This is a genomic window from Zobellia sp. OII3 (assembly GCF_002211465.1).
In the GTDB taxonomy this organism is placed as follows: domain Bacteria; phylum Bacteroidota; class Bacteroidia; order Flavobacteriales; family Flavobacteriaceae; genus Zobellia; species Zobellia galactanivorans.
In genome coordinates this window covers 1,694,590-1,713,218 of sequence record NZ_MWRZ01000001.1, presented here as the reverse complement: position 1 = coordinate 1,713,218, position 18,629 = coordinate 1,694,590, and the positions used below count along the sequence as shown (strand labels likewise).

The window sequence follows — 18,629 nt, the reverse complement described above, 5'->3', positions numbered from 1 at the left end:
AGTCTAATATTAGAAAAATCTAGGCGTATCGATTTGTTTTGGTTTTCCTTTCAAGCTCTTTCCGCTTCCGCCGGAGCCGTCTCCCCTACCCAAATAAAATTTGAGGATCACTTCATGCGAACCGCTACTGAACTCTCCAAGTGGATTGGTATTGTAGTCATACGAATAGCCGATAAAACTACCATTGGTTATCTGAAAACCTACGAGTCCGCTCACGGCGCTCCCCAATCGGTACGAGGCTCCCATGGTAAACCTATCGTTGAACAAAAAGTTGGCGCTAAGGTTTGTATTCACAGGCGCCCCATTGATATAGTTGATCAAGAAAGCCGGTTTAAACTTTAGGGTTTCCGAAAAATCGAAGACATAGCCCCCAATAAAGTTGAACTGCAGCTTGTCTTCTATAATCGTGGCCACCTCATCGTTATAGATGCCATCGGTCAAAAAGTTCGGTATCGACGCCCCTAAGTACCAGATATCGTCTTCGTATAAAAAGAACCCGGCACCAATGGTCGGATAAAACTTAGAAATGGTCTCACGCCCCAAAATAGGTTCGCCCGGATTTTCAAACGTACCTTTTGAAAAGTCAACGTTCAAAAAAGAGCCACCGGCATCCATACCAAAGGAAAGCTTCGTATTGTCAGAAACATTAAATTGGTACGAATAGGCCAATTCAACGTAGGTTTGGGTAGACGGCCCTAACTGGTCGCTTATAATATTAAAACCGAGCCCGTTCTTTTCGTTGGCAAAGGGTATATTGGTACCCAAACGAATGGTGCGCGGCGAACCTTCGATATCAAGCCATTGGGCCCGATAGGTCGCAGCAATTTCCGGATTCTGTACCGACCCCACATAGGCAGGGTTGAAACTACCGATGTTATACATATACTGCGTATACTGAGGTTCTTTTTGAGCAAAGCTGTTTGCCGATATAAACAATACACCTATAGTAAAGCAGATGTAACCGTGAAAGGATTTTAGTATTCTATTCTGCATTATCCGTATTATCTTATAAGCTGGATCCAGCCTTTTTTAGTGGTGGTGGTTTCAAAACCTTCTACTTCTTCCTCTAAGGTTAAATTTAAAACATAAAAGTAAGTACCGTCAGGCGCTTCCTTACCCTTCCATGTTCCGTCCCAAATAACCTCATCGGTCATTTGATCACCTTCGAAAACCACTTTACCGTACCTGTTAAATATTTTTATGGAATAAACAATTGGTATTTCACGTTCATCACCGTCCTCATCTACATATTTTGTGTTAATTTTTAATTCCTCATTCTCTCCATTTCCATTCGGAGAAAACATATTGTAGATTATTCCAAAGTCAACCTGTGACCTTTCCCAAACATTGACTGTGGCCGTAGCCCTGTTGTTATCGTAATTTCCTTCACTTTCGGCTGGAGAAGATCTTGTTATTTCCGCGGTGTTCTCAAAAGTACCGGCGATAGGAAGCGCCATCCTAATTTCAAGAACGGCAACCTCGTTCCTAATCAGTTCGGGTATACTCCAAATTCCCGTTTCAGGTATGTACTCGCCTTTATCTGCCGTACTACTGATATACACCAAACCACTATCGACATCAGAGGAAAGGGTATCTCGGACTATTATTCTCGAAACCGCATCTTCATTGGATTCGTTCGTCACCCTTATAGTAAAGATTACTTCTTGTCCGACCAATGGGTTTACCCTACTCAAGTTTCGGTAAGGCCGTTGAACACCCAAGGTGTCATCTTCTTTTACGATCCTAGCAAATTTTTCCAATACCAAATCGATGCCTTCGGGCAAATCAATATTCAATGTCACCTCAGCAGTATCGTTTTCAGGGTTGTCGTCTACCGGAAAGGACTGTAGTAATTCGGCACGGTTGGTATAAGGCCCGCCGTCAAGTACTTCTGCCGTTAGGGTCATAGTGACCGTCCCCCCTTCGGATATCTCTGGAATGGTCCACTCACCCGTAGTCAATACATAACTACCGTCGGAGGTGTTATGACCTTTATAGTCGAATCCTTCTTCCAACATCTCCCCTATGATAACGTTCCGAACAATTCTATTGGATAGATTATTTACCGTAATGGTAAAAATAACCTCATCGCCTGCAATGGCCTCGGCCTTATCAACCGTTTTCATCACTTCAAGATCAATGGGTGTCGGGTCACAGTTTCCGTTGTTGATGTCGGGATCACAAGCATCTAAGGGATTCGTTCCATCAGCTTCTTCTTGTCCATCGGTAATTCCATCACCATCGGTATCACATAATCCGTTAGAATTATCAGGCACACATGGATTATCGTTACCGGGATCCAATTGATCCACAACCCCGTCCAAATCAGAATCCAACACATTGGAATCCAAGGCATCGATTATACCGTCGCCATCCTCATCCAAGGGATTGGCAGGATCATCACCTACTTCGTCCCCATCGTTTATTCCATCATCATCGGTATCGGGATTGTCGGGATCGGTTCCTAGGCTGGCTTCCACTCCTCCTAACAATCCATCACCATCATCGTCGGTATCACAACTGCTGACGGCGATAGAAACTTGGGCCGTTTCGTTTTCACAAGGTGCCTGGGCCCCTGTTGTTGTATAGGTAAACACATAGGTACCGCTAGGCACTCCTTGAAAATCTACCACATTATCCGCATTTGGACTCACATTGACAGGGCCGTCGAACCATGCCCAAGTACCGGCACTGGCGATAACCGAAAACGTATTGTCTAAATCAAAGGTGGTAGTACCATATCTTTCGTCGTTACAAGAAGATGCATCCTCTGGGCTACCTGCGGTAACAGCCGGATTAATCGTAGCTATCACCTCGGTTCTTTCCGAGATACAACTATTGGCTTCAGCCTCGACAAAGTAAGAAGCGGTACGCGTCAAATTATTGATAGTGAAACTCGCCCCTGTGTGTAAGGGCGAACCACCCGTGGCACTTGCATACCAATTAATGGTAGCATCATCCGTTGCGGCAGCGGTAAGAACAACCTGGCCCGGCCCACATCTACTGTCCCCTTCGGTATCCGTAATTTCCGGTGTTGGGTTTACCACCAACGATATGGTCTGTACTGGCCCATCACATTCCAGTGCCGTGTCATAGTAAAACGCATAATACGTTCCAGGCAAGGGATTGGTTATCCTATTGGGCGGAACAGGAGTACCTACTGGATTCCCGGCATTCGTTGCCCATCGTAAAACGGTACCTGCTGGGGCACTACCTTGAATATAGTCGGTCAACGAAGTAGTAATCTCATCACAAAAATCAGTAGGAATGCTCCCATTTACAGCGGGAGCTATCTTGGCCGCACATTTATTACAATCTTCAACGGTAATAATTACCTGTGTAGAATCGTTTTCACAAGGAGCTATGGCTCCGGTCGTAGTATAGGTATACACATAAGTACCGGCCGTTTTACCACTAAACTCGACACGGTCATTGGCCCCTACCGGCTGAACCGTCTCAGGCCCTGAAGAATAACTCCAAGTACCCGGAGCTTCTCCCGTAATCAAAGTACCAAGGTTTACGGCGGTATCCCCAAAATCACCATCCGTGTTATTACACAGCGTAGTTGCCGTAGTAGTACCTGGAGATGGCGGGGTGTTAATAGTTATGCTAACCGGATCACTACTGGCGGTATAACATGAATTGTCGTTCGCCCAATATACGGCGTAATAGGTACCCGACGCGGTAACCGTGGCGTTAGCCAACAAGTTAGCGACTGCCGTTGGGTTGGCCGTTGTACTCCACCTCAACGAACTACCCGCAGGGGCACTTGCGGCACCGCCAACGACAAAAGTATTTAAATTGACACTTGTGCTGGGCGGATTACAAAAAGTCGTCGGCCTTGCTCCATTGATGGCAGGCGGGGTATCCCCGGCCACACAGTCATTATCAAGAATAGTAACCGTTCTTCCCGCAACACCAGGCTGGTTGACTGAAAACAGGGTAGTATTACTAGGGGTACCCAATTGAAGGATTGCGGTTTCGTTGGGTTCGGGATCCGTATCGTCAATTACATCGATAAACAGGTTGACCTGGTTTACCCCGGCCGGAAAAGAAAGTTGGCCTTGGGTAAGATTGGTCACCGTTCGAACCACATAATCGACATTTCGGGTGGCGGTACTTGCAGCAGTAAAGGAATAGGGCACCGTAATGGGCGTTCCCGTTCCGTTGGCCTTATCCAATTTCACTACATATTGCCCCAGATTGGCTGCACCTGGTGCTTCTACTTCGGCGGCATTGGCATCCAGTCTTTCCAAGGTAAAGGTCCCTTGGTCGTCATCGGCGATGTTGATTGTAACTGACTTTTTATTGGAATCAATGCTACCGGCTCCTAATACCGAAACAAGGGTCACCACAATAGTTTCTGTACCCTCGACCAAGCCGTCGTCATTGATATTTACATCAATGGTCAGCGACCCTTCATTGGCGGCATTTAAACTCACGGTCTTTGTCAGGCTTTGGTAATCATCTCCTTCCGAAGCAGTACCCGCTACCGAAAAGGTAACCACACTGGGAATCGCCGGGTTAGAACTCCTTGATATGGTAAAGCTCGCTCCGTTGGGAGTCCCATCGGTCTCGGCCGCTTGGTTATCCGACGAAGTAATGGAAATGTCCTGAGCCATCAACGATTGGCCGGAACTAAGTAGAACCAACAATAAAAATGCTTTGCCAATGGTTCTCAGGTCATTGACAGAACGAAGTATTTTCTTTTTCAATTTCATAACTGTCCTTTGAATACAAATTCAATACACAGCAAATAAAGTAGGTCGTGGCTAAATGGGCGTCAATATTACTAAAAAAAATCGTCCTCAACCTTAAATTAGGGGTTAAATCAAGGTTTTACGGACAAACTACATAATATACGGAATAAAGATCAACTCGGGATATCTGCCGATCGACTTTCTGTTCCCGGAACAATTTTTCTTACCAGTCCTTGAAGCACTTTGCCGGGGCCGACCTCGATAAACAGGGAAGCTCCGTCCTTCACCATTTGTTCCACACTTTGCGTCCATTTTACGGGAGCGGTCAATTGCGAAATCAAGTTCTTCTGAATTTCCGCGGAATCGCTCACAGCAACGGTAGTCACATTCTGATAAACCGGACATTTCGGACTAGCAAAAGTCGTATTCTCTATGGCCGCCGCCAGTTCTTCCCGGGCAGGCTCCATCAAGGGAGAGTGAAAAGCGCCACCTACGGGAAGTACCAAAGCCCTTCTAGCTCCCGCTTCCTTCATTTTCACGCACGCTTTTTCAATGGCTTCCACCTCACCTGAAATCACCAATTGCCCAGGGCAGTTATAGTTCGCCGCAACGACAATACCCGGTGTCTCCTCACATATTTTCTCTACAAGGGCATCCTCCAAACCTAAAACCGCTGCCATAGTACTGGGCTGAAGCTCACAGGCTTTTTGCATGGCCAAGGCACGTTGTGATACCAATTTTAAACCATCTTCAAAACTCAAGGTTCCGTTGGCCACCAAAGCGGAAAACTCGCCTAAAGAATGACCGGCCACCATATCCGGCTTAAAACTGTCGCCCATTACCTTACTTAAAATAACCGAATGTAAAAAAATAGCCGGTTGCGTAACCTTGGTCCGCTTCAAGTCTTCAGGCGTACCTTCGAACATTATATCCGTTATCGGAAAACCAAGGATATCATTGGCCTGTTCAAAGAGTTCTTGGGCCAAGGGATAGTTCTCGTAGAGGTCTAACCCCATACCTACAAATTGCGCTCCTTGTCCGGGAAATATATATGCATTCATTATTTTTATTTTTTAGTGGGTGCAAAAATAGCAAATAAAGTTCAAGTGCCAACCTCGGCCTTAAGGCGTCCTATTCTTTGAACCAAGCCGAGTAGGTGACGTAATTGTTTGCTATACGATCGATCTCGCCCGAACTGAGTTCCGGACTTATATCTTTTATCTTTTTTGCCGGTGTACCGGCAAAGACGCTTCCGGCCGGCACATGGGTGCCCTTGGTCAGCACTGCTCCCGCAGCTATAATGCTATTGCTCTCTACCACACAATCATCCATAATGATGCTTCCCATCCCTACCAGCACATTATCCTTTAGGGTACACCCATGAACAATGGCGTTATGCCCTATGGAAACATTATTACCGATAGTGGTGGGCGATTTTTGATAGGTACAGTGCACTATGGCCCCATCTTGTACATTGACCTTATTTCCCATTTTTATATAGTGCACATCGCCCCGAAGTACGGCATTGAACCAAACACTACATTGGTCGCCCATACTTACCTCTCCCACAATGGTGGCATTTTCAGCAATGAAACAATCGTCTCCGAATTGTGGGGTCTTTCCGTTAATCGTTTTTATCATCTTGGTGTTTTATTCTTGTTCTTTCTTTAAAAATACGCCAAAAGCTCTTTCTTTTTCGAAGCTGAGACCAATAGTTCCTTTCCGTTCGAAACTACTACACTACCGCCTTTTCCCTTTCTGTACTTGACCACCTCATCAACGTTTACCAAATACGATTTATGGATACGGGCAAAGGAAAAATCGGTCAGGGCCTCTTCAAAATACTTTAAAGTCTTGCTTACCAAAATCTTTTTGTTCTCTAAATAGATCTCGGTATAATTATCATCGGCCTTGCAATAAAGAATATCGGCCACGTTCAATACCTGAAACCCATCTTGCTGTGGCAGGGTTATCTTTCCTTGTACCGATTTCAACTTCGGTTGTAAGACCTTATCTTCGAGCTCGTTCTCCTTTTGTTTGATTTCCTGAACATATTCCACGGCCTTTACGAGCTCGTCGATATTTATGGGTTTCATAAGGTAATAGGCCGCATGGCTGTTCAGGGCATCCATGGCATATTGGTTATAGGCCGTTACAAAAACGGTTTCAAAGGAACGGTCGGGCAATTGATCAAGAAGGTCAAAGGCATTTCCGAAAGGCATTTCCACATCTAAAAAAACAAGGTCAAGATCGTTTTTGGAAATAAGGTCAAGTCCTTCTTGGATTGACGCCGCCTCTCCCAAGAGCTTGACGTTTGCACAATATTTTCCGAGATAGTTACGCAAAATCTCCCGGCTATTGGCTTCGTCTTCAACAAGTATGGCATTTAAAGTCATAGTAGTTATTTTTTTAGGAAGGCCCCGATCAATCTTTACGGAGCACAAATACCACTTTCGTGCCCGAACCATCGGTCGTGAGGTCGGAAATAGTGACATCAACCTTGTTTTTGTACATATCGTTAAGAATGGCTATTCGCTTTTTGATATTGCCCATCCCTTTCGATTTTTGTTTTTTCTGGTTCTCCGTCTTCAATTGTCCCGATTTCTTTCTACCGATACCGTCATCGGTTATCACGATCTCTATGGATGTCGAACCCTTTGGTCTTACATCGATTGTCAAGCGCCCCTTATCTTCCTTATAACGGAGTCCATGCCAAATGGCATTTTCAATATAGGGCTGCAATAGCATGGGCGGAATTTCAAATGCCGATACATCGACCTTCTTATCTACATTCAATTGATAATCGAACTTATCGGGAAATCGGGAATGCTCCAATTTCACATACAGCTCCAACTGTTCCAATTCTTTGGCCAGCGGGATAAAGTCCTCTTCGGAATTCTCAAGCACCGAACGCATCAATGTAGAAAACTCACTAAGGAAGCGGTTGGCACTGCGTTCATCGCTCTTGGCGATATAATTATTGACCGAATTGAGCGCATTAAAGATAAAGTGGGGATTCATCTGTGACCGCAAAGACTTTAAGGCCAAGAGATTATTTGCCAATTTCTGCTGTTGATTGCTCCTATAGAAGAAAAAGGCGGCCAGCCCCAATAGGATCATTCCGAAAATAAGGGAATAGATGATCCACCTTTGGCGCTTATTGCTTTCCTGAATCAATTGCTGTTCGGTCAAGGCCAGGTCGTACTTGCTTTGCGAAAGTTCGCGTTCTTGCTCCAATCCCGAAATACGGTTTTGACGCATTGAGATTTCCCTATTGAAACGCGCCGCCCTGGCGATTTCCTGTTCTTTACGCACATATAGGGTATCTACCAAGGACACATAACTTCTATAGGTTTCAAAGGCCTTGGGATAGTCGCCCTTATACTCAAAAACCTCCGACAATTTTCTTGTGGCGTCTTTTTGAACCACAAGGTCGTTTTCAGAATCGGCGGTCTCAATACTTTCCTTTAGGTAGGGAATGGCCTCGTCATACTTATCTTGGGCAATGTAGGCATTGGCAATTTTATAATTAATGCGTTGCGGGGTGATAGAATCCAATTCGTCCCTTGCTTCGCGTTTGGCCGTTTTCCCCTTGGGAAGCGTTTTTAGTTCGCTAAGACTTTTTTTCCGCAATTCAATTTCGGCACCATATAGGTTCTTCTGATTGTAAAAATCAGCTACCTTTTCCTTTTCCTGTACGGCCCGTTTCGGCTCCAAGTCTTCGGTAAGTTGCAGCGAGCTATTGTAATACGCACCGGCCTCGACCAATTTATCATCTTGCGCATAGGTATCGGCGATCTTTGAATTCAGGTCGGCCAATTTGGGTGTTATTTGGTTTTTTTTGGCCACTATGAGTCCTTCTTCAAAAAAAGCAAGGGCCTTCTCCACTTGATCTAAGCCGCGATAGGCATCGCCTAGGCTTTCGTTCAAACGCACTTTTTGATAGGGCACCAACCCTTCTATTTTTAACAGGGGAAGGAGTACCGTTTCCGCTTCCGAAAACTGCTTGTTCTGAATATATGCTTCCGCTAAAAGCAGGGTCGTTCGTGTAGATTTATAGGCTTCTAAGGCATCTATGTAATTCGTAATGGCCAAATCGTACTGGTTGTGGTATTGGTAAACCTCCCCTAAGGCGACCAAAGACTCGGAAAGCGATTTCTTATCGGCCTGCTTGCCCAGAACGGCAATGGAATTGGTGATATAATCGATACTCCTTTCTATATCGCTTTGCCTATAGACATTGGCCGAATCGAGATAGGCTTGGTGCAGATTGCTTTGGGGCTTGGCCATTTTACCGCGCCGCAGCTCCTTCTGCCCCCATACACTTATGGTGGAGCATCCTATAAAAAGAAAAAGCAATATGTGGCGAATTGAACCCATTTGATTATTTGTACAACGTAAACTTAATCGAATTATGCGTCACTAAAAAACGTACCTCTTCCCTAATTCCCCTAAAAACTACCTTCCGTAAAGGCTTCACGCATCCAAAAGAAGCGTTCCCTCTTTGAAAACGCCACTTCCCTCAAAGCCGGTTTTACACGAAATAAGTTGCTTCTACTTTTACCCCATCAACAACAAATAATACGAATAAATCACCCCCTCTAAATAGGGCCTTAAAAAAAATAATTATGAAACACACAAAACAGATTCTTGGATTAGCCCTTATGTCATTCGCCCTTACAACCATGTACGGTTGCGAACCAAAGGCCAAAAAAACGACAGTAGCACCGGTAATGGCCCAAGCCCTTAATGTTCCAGAAAAGGACAAGCCCAAAAACAACACGGTCAAAATTGCCCTATTGTTGGATACCAGTAATAGTATGGACGGACTTATCAACCAGGCCAAATCACAGCTTTGGGATATAGTAAACAAGTTCACCCACGCCAAATGCGGCAACGAGCAACGGCCTGAATTACAAATTGCGCTCTATCAATATGGAAACGACAACCTATCTTCCAATGAAGGATACATTCAACAAGTATTGAACTTTAGCGGGGACCTGGATGAAATTTCGGAAAAACTGTTTTCATTGACGACCAACGGAGGCGAGGAATTTTGCGGGGAAGTCATACACACCTCATTAAAGCAACTAGACTGGGGCAATAACCCCGATAACCTGAAAATGATTTTTATTGCCGGTAACGAACCCTTTAACCAAGGCAAGCTCAACTACAAAGACGCAGTGACCAACGCCAAGGAAAAAGACATCGTGGTCAACACCATCTTTTGCGGTAACTACGAACAAGGCATCAATACCGAATGGAAGAACGGCGCTACCTTAACGGGAGGGGAATACATAGCCATAGACCACAACAGAAAGGTGGTCCATATCGACACGCCTTACGACGATGTTATCATTCAACTGAATTCAAAACTGAACCAGACCTACATTTCGTATGGAGCCATGGGAAGTGCCAAAATGGAGAAACAACGCGTACAAGACGACAACGCCTACGAACTCGAGGAAGCCGTTGCGGTTAAACGTGCCGTCAGCAAAAGCTCTCGATTGTACAACAACAAGCAATGGGACCTGGTAGATGCCTCCAAAGACGAAAGCTTTAATATTTCCGAAATCAAAAAGGAAGAACTCCCCAAAGAATTAAAGGAAAAATCAGAGACCGAAATAAAGGCTTATATCGAAGAAAAAAAATCAGATCGCGCCAAGATTCAAGCCGAGATCCAAGAGCTGAACGCCAAACGCGAGAAGTTCATTGCCGAACAACAGCAAGAAGGCGAAAAAGGAGAACTTGAAAATGCCATGTTGGAAGCCATCAAAAAGCAAGCAGCCAAGAAAGACTACAAGTGGGAAGAATAATTAGCTTCCATAACCAAACAAAAAGCATCCCGAAATTTCGGGATGCTTTTTTATGTTTTCTATTTGGATTACACCACTCTACTGTGCCGCAGGGCAATAACAATCATACTTGCGCTCCTTTTGACCAAAATCGTAACCTAATGTTATTTGGTGAAAACCTCCGCTATCAAAACGGATATCCCCTGTTTGGTAAGAGTAATTGTACGACACCATAAAATTACCGATGTTGGCCCCTACGATAGGTGTAAACAACTGTAAACGCTGTTCCCCAAAACTATCCGAAGTAGCAAACTGGGCACCATCAAAACTTCTACGGTACGAGAGTCCGCCCCAAATACGTCCAAAATCGACATCCTTGTAGACCTTGGCGTTTAAATCTATGGTTTTCTCTTCGGTGAATTCACTTAACTGAAACAGTACCGAAGGCTCGAATTGCCATTCCTGCTTCCCGAAAACATATCCTACCGAAAACAAATACCGGCGTAAATTATCGATAACAGGTATATTATCATTTGCCTTTCCATAACGATAAAGGTTACGCTTGCTCCCCAACAGATTGGTCACTGCCACATGGGCATAAAATTCCATCAAGTTGTATGAAAAGCCCAAATCAATATTAAAATAGCCCTCGCTCAGTTTTATACCGGCAATGGCATCATCGGGCCCAACCGAAACAAATTCGGACTCATCGAGACTACTTTGCAGGTAGGTCGGACTCAGGCCAAATGAAAGCTGGTTCAAATTTCGACCGTCACCACCGAGTTTTAGGTGATGGGCATATGTAGCCTTAAAACCGGTTTGCGAATGATATCCATTGGCATCATTAAAAAAGATAGCCCCCACCCCGCTGTTACTTTCTCCAATTCTAAAATTGGCATTGATGGTCTGCAGATTGGGAGCGTCTTCAACACTAAACCACTGCATTCTTGCGGTGGCCCTAATCTTTCCCCCATCACTGATACCCGCCATAGACGGATAAACAAGGTAATAGTTATCGGAGAGGTAATCAAAGTATACGGGTATGCCCTCTTGAGCGTTCGATGGGATTGCAAAAACGAGGGACGCCAGCAAGAGCAGGAAACGGTGTTTCATCGGTTTAATATAGAGGATGATTATTTTATCGACTAAATATAACATATAACGGACGAAACGCAACATTATTATATCCCCGTTTCAATACACACCGTTCAAAAATTAGGTTGTATTTTTACAAAAATTTTGACACCATGAAGGAGTATACGATTACGGTTGTTAAGACCAACAACCCTGCGATTCTTAAATTTGAGACAAATCATTTTTTGACCAAGAGCAAGAATTACGAGTTCAAAAACATAGATGAGGCCAAAAATTCACCTTTGGCCCAACAACTCTTTTACCTTCCGTTTATCAAAACGGTATATATCTCTGGAAACTTTATCGGGCTTGAACGCTACGACATCGTTACTTGGGACGACGTAAAGGACGAAGTGGCCCAACAACTGGTAGATTACCTAAATGCAGGAGAACCTATCGTAAACGAGGTCGAGGAAACTGTCAAAAAAGTGGCCATTACGGTATATGCCGAAGTCACTCCCAACCCATCGGTGATGAAATTCGTGGCCAACAAACCAATTGTTCCCACCGCCTTTGAATTCAAAAACATAGATGAGGCCAAAAATTCAGAATTGGCCAAGCAGCTATTTACCTTTCCGTTCGTAAAGGAGGTTTTCTTTGACCTGAACTATGTATCCGTAAGTAAGTATGACGTTGCGGAATGGGAAGACGTAACCATGCAATTGCGCGAACACATACGGGAATACCTGGCCAATGGCAACGAAGCCGTTTCCGAGGATGCCATAGCGGCAACAAAGGAAGCAAGCGATACCACTTCGGCTCCAACCCAAGCAACGCCGGAACTAGACGATACCTCCCAGCAAATCGTAGATATTCTAGAAGAGTATGTAAAACCTGCCGTAGCCAGTGACGGTGGTAATATTCTCTTTCAGTCATACGAAGAGGAAAGCAAAACTGTAAACGTAATTTTACAAGGCGCCTGTAGCGGTTGCCCTTCTTCAACCTTCACCCTAAAAAATGGCATCGAGACCATGCTTAAAAATATGATGGGGGACAAAGTGAACGAAGTGGTCGCCCTAAACGGCTAATGAACTAATTTTTATAGGTTTAGAATCAACAAACCTGTCCGATATTTTCGTAATTTAAAGCGAACTATAAAAAATAATGTATTATGGCAGTTTTAAAAGTTATAGAAGTATTGGCGAACTCTGACAAAGGTTGGGAAGACGCGGCGAAGCAAGCCGTTGAGCAGGCCTCTAAATCAGTAAAGAACATCAAGTCGGTTTACATCAACGAGCAAAGCGCTACGGTAAAAGATGGCAAACTGGACAATTACCGTGTAAACGTCAAGATCACTTTCGAGGTCAAGTAAGCACGAAACATTTTTTTAAAAAGGCGCTGCACTTCATGTAGCGCTTTTTTTTGATGCCCACCGCAAACCCTGATCATAAAAAGTACCGCCCCTCTATTTTGGGCACATACGAACAAAGTATTACCGCATTCGATTTACAGATCCTCCATTAACAATAGTTTAATGATTTGTTTTTGACCGAAACCCCTGTATTTAGTAAGTTGCGCCCTTAAAATAAAGCATATAAATGGAAGAATTCGCAAACTATCAAGAACACATAGACAAGGCCATAGAATGGGCTTGGAAAGTACTACCCGATGTGATCATGGCCACCATTATTTTGGTCTTCGGCCTATGGATCATTCGCTTTATAAATAAAATGGTCCGTAAGTTTTTTGAGAAGAAGGACTACGACCTGGCTTTGGAGAGCTTTTTACAGAGTTTTATAAACATCGCCCTCAAGGTACTGCTCTTTGTTCTGGTAGTGACCCAGCTTGGCGTTAAATCATCGTCATTGATCGCCATTATCGGTGCGGCCGGTCTGGCCATAGGACTTGCCCTCCAAGGGTCGCTTTCCAACTTTGCAGGGGGCGTACTCATTTTGCTCTTCAGGCCTTTTAAAATAGGGGATTTTATTTCCGCCCAAGGCGTAGACGGTACGGTCAAGGAAATTACCATCTTCTACACCAAATTGACCACCTTCGGCAACCAATTGGCCATTATACCCAATGGCGAGCTATCAAACAACAATGTCGTTAACTATAGCGCCATGCCTACACGAAGGGACAATATTAAAGTAGGGATAGGCTACAGCTCAAATATCAAGACCGCCAAAGAAATCATGCTCGACATCTGCGCAAAAAACGAGAACGTTCTAAAAGACCCAATGCCCGAAGTATATGTAGATGGATTGGGAGACAGTTCGGTAGACCTGACCTTGCGCTATTGGGCCGAGAACCCGGTGTTTTGGGCTGCACATTTCTTTATTATCGAAGAAATCAAAAGACGATTTGACGAAGCGGGAATAGAAATACCTTTTCCACAGCGCGACGTACACGTCAAGGGACAAGCGATAGAGGCTTAACCCCCTATTTCTTTTTCTGTTGTAGGATAAAATCCTTTAGATAATACGGTTCAAAGTAAGCGACATCTTCAAAATCGCTTGCTTTGAACTTTTTATATGATAATTGGGCCATTTCCTTTGCCGATGGCACTATGGTGGTATCGAATGTAAGCTTAGGGTGAGATAATAGCGTTTTACACTTTTCCGCACCGCTGCCCACCAAAACGGCTTTTCCTTTTTGTAAAAAATCTGAAAATGAATTCTCGTCTATAATCTCGGCTTCGGTAGGTCTCACTTGATTTTTATCCTTATCGAAAACGGCCGAATAAACTTCCATACGCCGGGCATCTAGCACGGGAATGATATAATCGATATCGTTTGACGTTACCTGTGTAGCCATACTCGTCAGGGTAGCGATCGAAATCAAGGGCACCTCTAAGGCAAAACACAGCCCCTTGGCCGCCGAAACCCCGATACGCAAGCCCGTATAAGACCCCGGGCCTTTACTCACGGCGATGGCATCAAGCTCCGACACATCTACATTGACCTCCTTTAAAACATCTTGAACAAAGACATGCAATTGTTCGGAATGTGAATAATTGGGCGTATCATGCTCTTTAATGGCCAATATACGTCCGTCTTTGGCCACACTGACCGAACAATTGGTAGTGGCGGTCTCTAAGTTTAAGATTATGCTCATAAGGGTACAAAGATAGGTGAGACGGTTGAAATTAGCACATAAAAAAAACCTGTTCGACACGAGGCCGAACAGGTTTTCAATTTCTATGTACAAATCTCTATTTAAGCTCTAGGGGCAGTCCGAAATAGAACTCCAGCACCTTAAGTCTAAAGATATAATCATATTTCGTACGGATCAATTCCGCTTCGGCATTGTCTACCCTTGATTGGGCCTGGCTAAAATCGAAGGCATTCATAAGACCTACCTCGTAGCGTTCCTTTGAATATTCATAGGCCAACCTTCTGGCTTCCAAGGTTTTTTGGGCAGCTTCATAAGCTTTCGAAAAACTTTTCACATCTACATAGGCCTGATTGATATTGGTCTCAAGATCCAACTTTTCTTGCTCGAGCTGCAGCTTGGCCTTTTCGACATTGATCTGTGAGCGCTTGATGTTGTTTCTGACCCCAAAGCCATTGAATATGGGAATATCCAATCTCAAACCATAAGAAATACCATCATTGATCCACAATTGGTTGACAAAGCTTTCAGCCGGAACAAAGACTCCTGTAGTATTAAATCCGCCTTGATCCGAATACCGGGTATTATAGTTAAAAAAGGCTCCCAAGGTAGGATAAATAGCCCCTTTGGCAATATCGAGATCCTTCTTCGCCAAATCGATATTCGACTTCGAAAACTTAATATCGTTTCTAAAGGTCAAGGCCTCGGCAAAAATCTCTTTGGGCGATTTTGTAAGAACTTCGGACGGAGGCACTTCAAAATCGGCATCCAATACATCAAAGTTCTCGTAATCGGTTATTTGAAGCAGTTGCGCCAGGTTGATACGCGAAATCAACACTTGGTTCTGTGTATTGACAATCTGTTGTTCAAGATTGGCGGCGGTAGCTTCGACCTCCAAAAGATCACCCTTGGGAAGCACGCCCGCTTCCACCAATTCCTTGGTTCGCTTTAGATCCTGTTCGGTAACGGCAAATTGGGCCTCGAACACTTTAAGCGACTCTTTGTTCGACAATATCTGCAAATAGGCATTGGCCACGTTCAAACGAATGTCATCCTTTAAATCGTCTAAACGATATTGATTGGACAAGGCATTCAGCTTGGCACGGTTGAGCCTATGGAAATTGCGCAATCCGTCAAAAAGCGTCAAAGAAGAAGTCAGGCCTCCATTGGCGGACAGAATTGTTGAAGTTACCGGTTCATTGGTCGTAGGGTCGAACGATAGTCCCGTACTACCCGTCATACTTGACGATGCGTTTAAATCGGGCAATAGGGCCCCAAGCGCATCCGACCTATCTATTTGTGCGTTTTTCAAATCGAGCTCGTACTGTTCTACGGTAAGGTTATGCTCTACGGCATACGCCACGCATTCCTCTAACGTCCATTTTTTATGCTGGGCGGAAATAGCACCGATCGAGCACAAAAACAGTACGATTGTTAATTTAAGATTCATGTTTTGATTTTTTGATTATGATTGATGATTGTTACTCTTCACTCTTTCCCTCTTCCCCTTCTTCGTCTTCCCCTTTTTTGATAGGTTCGGTTTTGTTCCACACCTTTACCTTGTCGGATTCCGTCAAGCCGGAAACGATCTCAACGTTTACCCCATCGGAAATCCCTATCTCTATATCCCTTCTTTCAAACTTCTGGTCACCCGTTTCTATCTCGACATAGGGTTTATCGGTTTTTTTATCAAACTGCAACAAGGCCTCGGGAATCACCAAAACATCATCTTTTTTCTCCAATACCAATGAGGCATTCGCACTATACCCTGCCCTGATAAATACGCCTTCCTTAACCTCTACATCACCTTCGATCTTAAACTGTACCGCACCCGTTTCCTCGATTCCCTTTGGTGCTATAAAACGAAGTTTTGCATCGAGTTCAGTTCCTTCAACCGCCCCTAGACTGATTTTCAAGGGTGTTCCGACCTCTAACTTGGCCACTTCCCCTTCGTCGACCTTTCCTTCAAATATCATCTTGCTCAAATCGGCAATGGTCGCAATGGTGGTACCATCGTTAAAGTTGTTACTTTCAATGACTTGATCGCCTTCTTCTACCGGTATTTCCAAAATAGTGCCCTCTACCGTGGCACGTATATTGGTATTAGCGCTAGTAGAGCCCCCGGCTGACCCCTGTCGGATGATCTGATAATCGGCCCTTGCATTTTGAAGTTCTTGTTGGGCCTGGTCGTACTGAAGCTGCAAGCTGTTGAAATCTTGACTCGATATCACCCCCTTATCGAACAAGGCCTTGTTTCTATTGTATTCGATCGTCACATTGTTAAGGGCCAACTCGGCATTTCGGACCCTGCCCCTAGATTGGTTGAGGGCTTGCTCGTTCGGCACGACCTTAATGGTCGCTATCAAATCACCCGACTTCACCTTTTGGCCCTCCTCCAAAAATATTTTCTGGATGATACCTGAAATCTGTGGTTTGATCTCTACCTCATCTTCGGGTACCACCTTGCCCGTGGCCACCGTTTTCTTTTCAATATTCGATATAAAAGGCGTTTGGGTCTCGTAGGTAACCGCATCCTTGCTATTCGATTTTATAAAAAAGGCCGCAGCCCATAAAGCGCCTAGTACCAAAATACCAATTAAGATATATTTTACGATCTTGTTCATTTCTTAGGAGTATTTGTTATCTATTGGTTTTGTTGTTATGCATTTTGTTACACAATTGTGCGTTATTCTTCCCGTAGGGCATCAATCGGCTTGATACTCACCGCCCTTTGAGCCGGTATGAGTCCGATTAAAGTCCCCAACACCACCATAATGACCAAGGCGCCTATGACGTAGGGTATGGGCACGGTAGGATTGGTATAAGGAAAATCGATATCCTGTGTCATACTATTGATTCCCGCCAAAGCCAGCGCCCCTAGAATGATACCCATGATACCCGCAATTACGGTCAAAAAGACCGATTCAAGAATAATCTGGTTGCGCACCTCGGCCGGTGTAGCCCCCAAGGCCCTTCGTACGCCCAATTCCTTCGTCCTTTCCTTTACCGAGATCAGCAGAATATTACCAATGCCGATAACCCCGGCCAAAATGGTGGCAATACCAACGATCAATGAAAGAAAGGTTATGCCATCGGCAAAGCCTACAATTTTATTGAACTGCTCCCCTAGGTTAAACGAACCGAAGGCCCGATCATCATCGGGGTGTACATGATGAATATTCTTTAATAGGCTTTTAATATTTTCCTCGACCTTTACCACATCGGCATCATCATAGGCCGCAATGGAAAACCACCCAACGTTATCACCAGTATTGTATAGTTTTTTGAAGGTAGTAAAGGGAATAAAAATATCTCCGTCACCCCCAAATCCACCACTAGCTTCGTACTTATGGACCCCAACCACCTGAAAATAGACATTGTCGATTTTAAAGTAGCCCCCAATCGGGTTTTCGTCCGCGTCAAAAAGTTCCTTTTGTGTACGCTCGCCGATTACGGCCACTTTTCGCGCTTGCTCGATGTCTTCGTCATTGATAAACCGACCTCCGTCGTAAATTTTCTTGGGTGCTATTTTAGTAAAGGCAGGATAGTCTCCGAAGAGGGAATAGCTTCCCGTTTTGTTCTTACGGCCAATATTTGCGGGAGGGGCACCAAAGAAGCCCCGTACATTACGTGGGGCAATATATTGCACTTCGGGAATACGGTTCTCGATCATTACCGCATCATCAATTTTCAACTGCATCTGTCTGCCCGTCTTGTAGCCTTCGTTCGGCATACTTGTGCTTTGCGCCCAAACGAACATACTGTTTCTTGCAATGGTCTCGAACATACTCTCAAAACCATTATCCATGCCCTTGGCCGCACCGGAAAGGGCGATATAAATAAAGATGCCCCAGAGAACCCCCACCACGGTGATAACGGTCCGCATCTTGTTCTTGCTGATGGAACCGAAAATTTCTTGCCAAGTATTTCTATCGAATATAAATCGCAT

15 protein-coding genes are annotated in these 18,629 nt (G+C 44.5%); 4 read left to right on the top strand and 11 right to left on the bottom strand.

All coding sequences use genetic code 11. The annotated features are described in order from the left end of the window. Window positions 1-9 precede the first annotated feature (9 nt). From B4Q04_RS07045 to B4Q04_RS07020, 6 genes are all read right to left on the bottom strand, one after another. Window positions 10-993 (bottom strand): type IX secretion system membrane protein PorP/SprF, encoded by a 984-nt coding sequence (locus tag B4Q04_RS07045; protein ID WP_013993761.1) that lies wholly within the window; start codon window positions 991-993, stop codon window positions 10-12. Window positions 994-1,001: 8 nt separating this feature from the next. Further along, complete coding sequence (locus tag B4Q04_RS07040) at window positions 1,002-4,721, bottom strand: gliding motility-associated C-terminal domain-containing protein (protein WP_088696344.1); 3,720 nt, start codon at window positions 4,719-4,721, stop codon at window positions 1,002-1,004. Between the two features lie 152 nt (window positions 4,722-4,873). Next, on the bottom strand, window positions 4,874-5,761 hold the full coding sequence (gene fabD, locus B4Q04_RS07035) for an ACP S-malonyltransferase (RefSeq protein ID WP_088696343.1): 888 nt from the start codon (window positions 5,759-5,761) through the stop codon (window positions 4,874-4,876). A 70-nt stretch (window positions 5,762-5,831) separates the two neighbouring features. Then, window positions 5,832-6,341: a gamma carbonic anhydrase family protein gene (locus B4Q04_RS07030; RefSeq protein WP_013993758.1), complete on the bottom strand. Its 510-nt coding sequence runs from the start codon at window positions 6,339-6,341 to the stop codon at window positions 5,832-5,834. A 26-nt stretch (window positions 6,342-6,367) separates the two neighbouring features. Then, window positions 6,368-7,096: a LytR/AlgR family response regulator transcription factor gene (locus B4Q04_RS07025; RefSeq protein WP_088696342.1), complete on the bottom strand. Its 729-nt coding sequence runs from the start codon at window positions 7,094-7,096 to the stop codon at window positions 6,368-6,370. A gap of 28 nt (window positions 7,097-7,124) precedes the next feature. Continuing rightward, window positions 7,125-9,080, bottom strand: a complete 1,956-nt coding sequence (locus B4Q04_RS07020; RefSeq protein ID WP_088696341.1) for a histidine kinase — start codon at window positions 9,078-9,080, stop codon at window positions 7,125-7,127. A 248-nt stretch (window positions 9,081-9,328) separates the two neighbouring features. On the opposite strand from B4Q04_RS07020, the gene B4Q04_RS07015 reads away from it, so the two are divergent. Next, window positions 9,329-10,516, top strand: a complete 1,188-nt coding sequence (locus tag B4Q04_RS07015) for a vWA domain-containing protein (protein ID WP_013993755.1) — start codon at window positions 9,329-9,331, stop codon at window positions 10,514-10,516. Between the two features lie 78 nt (window positions 10,517-10,594). Here B4Q04_RS07015 and B4Q04_RS07010 read toward each other — a convergent pair whose 3' ends face one another. Continuing rightward, a complete protein-coding gene (locus B4Q04_RS07010; protein ID WP_013993754.1) occupies window positions 10,595-11,608 on the bottom strand; it encodes a type IX secretion system membrane protein PorP/SprF in 1,014 nt (337 codons plus the stop codon). Window positions 11,609-11,742: 134 nt separating this feature from the next. On the opposite strand from B4Q04_RS07010, the gene B4Q04_RS07005 reads away from it, so the two are divergent. The 3 genes from B4Q04_RS07005 to B4Q04_RS06995 all read left to right on the top strand — a co-directional run bounded on the left by B4Q04_RS07005 (window position 11,743) and on the right by B4Q04_RS06995 (window position 14,004). Beyond that, window positions 11,743-12,657, top strand: coding sequence for a NifU family protein (locus B4Q04_RS07005; protein WP_013993753.1), 915 nt, complete (start codon window positions 11,743-11,745; stop codon window positions 12,655-12,657). An 83-nt stretch (window positions 12,658-12,740) separates the two neighbouring features. Beyond that, a complete protein-coding gene (locus B4Q04_RS07000) occupies window positions 12,741-12,941 on the top strand; it encodes a dodecin family protein (RefSeq protein WP_013993752.1) in 201 nt (66 codons plus the stop codon). Window positions 12,942-13,167: 226 nt separating this feature from the next. Then, complete coding sequence (locus B4Q04_RS06995) at window positions 13,168-14,004, top strand: mechanosensitive ion channel family protein (protein ID WP_088696340.1); 837 nt, start codon at window positions 13,168-13,170, stop codon at window positions 14,002-14,004. Between the two features lie 4 nt (window positions 14,005-14,008). On the opposite strand, the gene tsaB is transcribed toward B4Q04_RS06995, so the two are convergent. The 4 genes from tsaB to B4Q04_RS06975 all read right to left on the bottom strand — a co-directional run bounded on the left by tsaB (window position 14,009) and on the right by B4Q04_RS06975 (window position 18,629). Further along, on the bottom strand, window positions 14,009-14,683 hold the full coding sequence (tsaB, locus tag B4Q04_RS06990; RefSeq protein WP_013993750.1) for a tRNA (adenosine(37)-N6)-threonylcarbamoyltransferase complex dimerization subunit type 1 TsaB: 675 nt from the start codon (window positions 14,681-14,683) through the stop codon (window positions 14,009-14,011). 97 nt (window positions 14,684-14,780) lie between these two features. Beyond that, window positions 14,781-16,130 (bottom strand): TolC family protein, encoded by a 1,350-nt coding sequence (locus B4Q04_RS06985; RefSeq protein WP_088696339.1) that lies wholly within the window; start codon window positions 16,128-16,130, stop codon window positions 14,781-14,783. Window positions 16,131-16,161: 31 nt separating this feature from the next. Then, a complete protein-coding gene (locus tag B4Q04_RS06980; RefSeq protein ID WP_013993748.1) occupies window positions 16,162-17,304 on the bottom strand; it encodes an efflux RND transporter periplasmic adaptor subunit in 1,143 nt (380 codons plus the stop codon). A 62-nt stretch (window positions 17,305-17,366) separates the two neighbouring features. Then, the gene (locus B4Q04_RS06975; protein WP_088696338.1) at window positions 17,367-18,629 is read right to left on the bottom strand and encodes an ABC transporter permease; all 1,263 of its coding nucleotides are present in this window, start codon (window positions 18,627-18,629) and stop codon (window positions 17,367-17,369) included.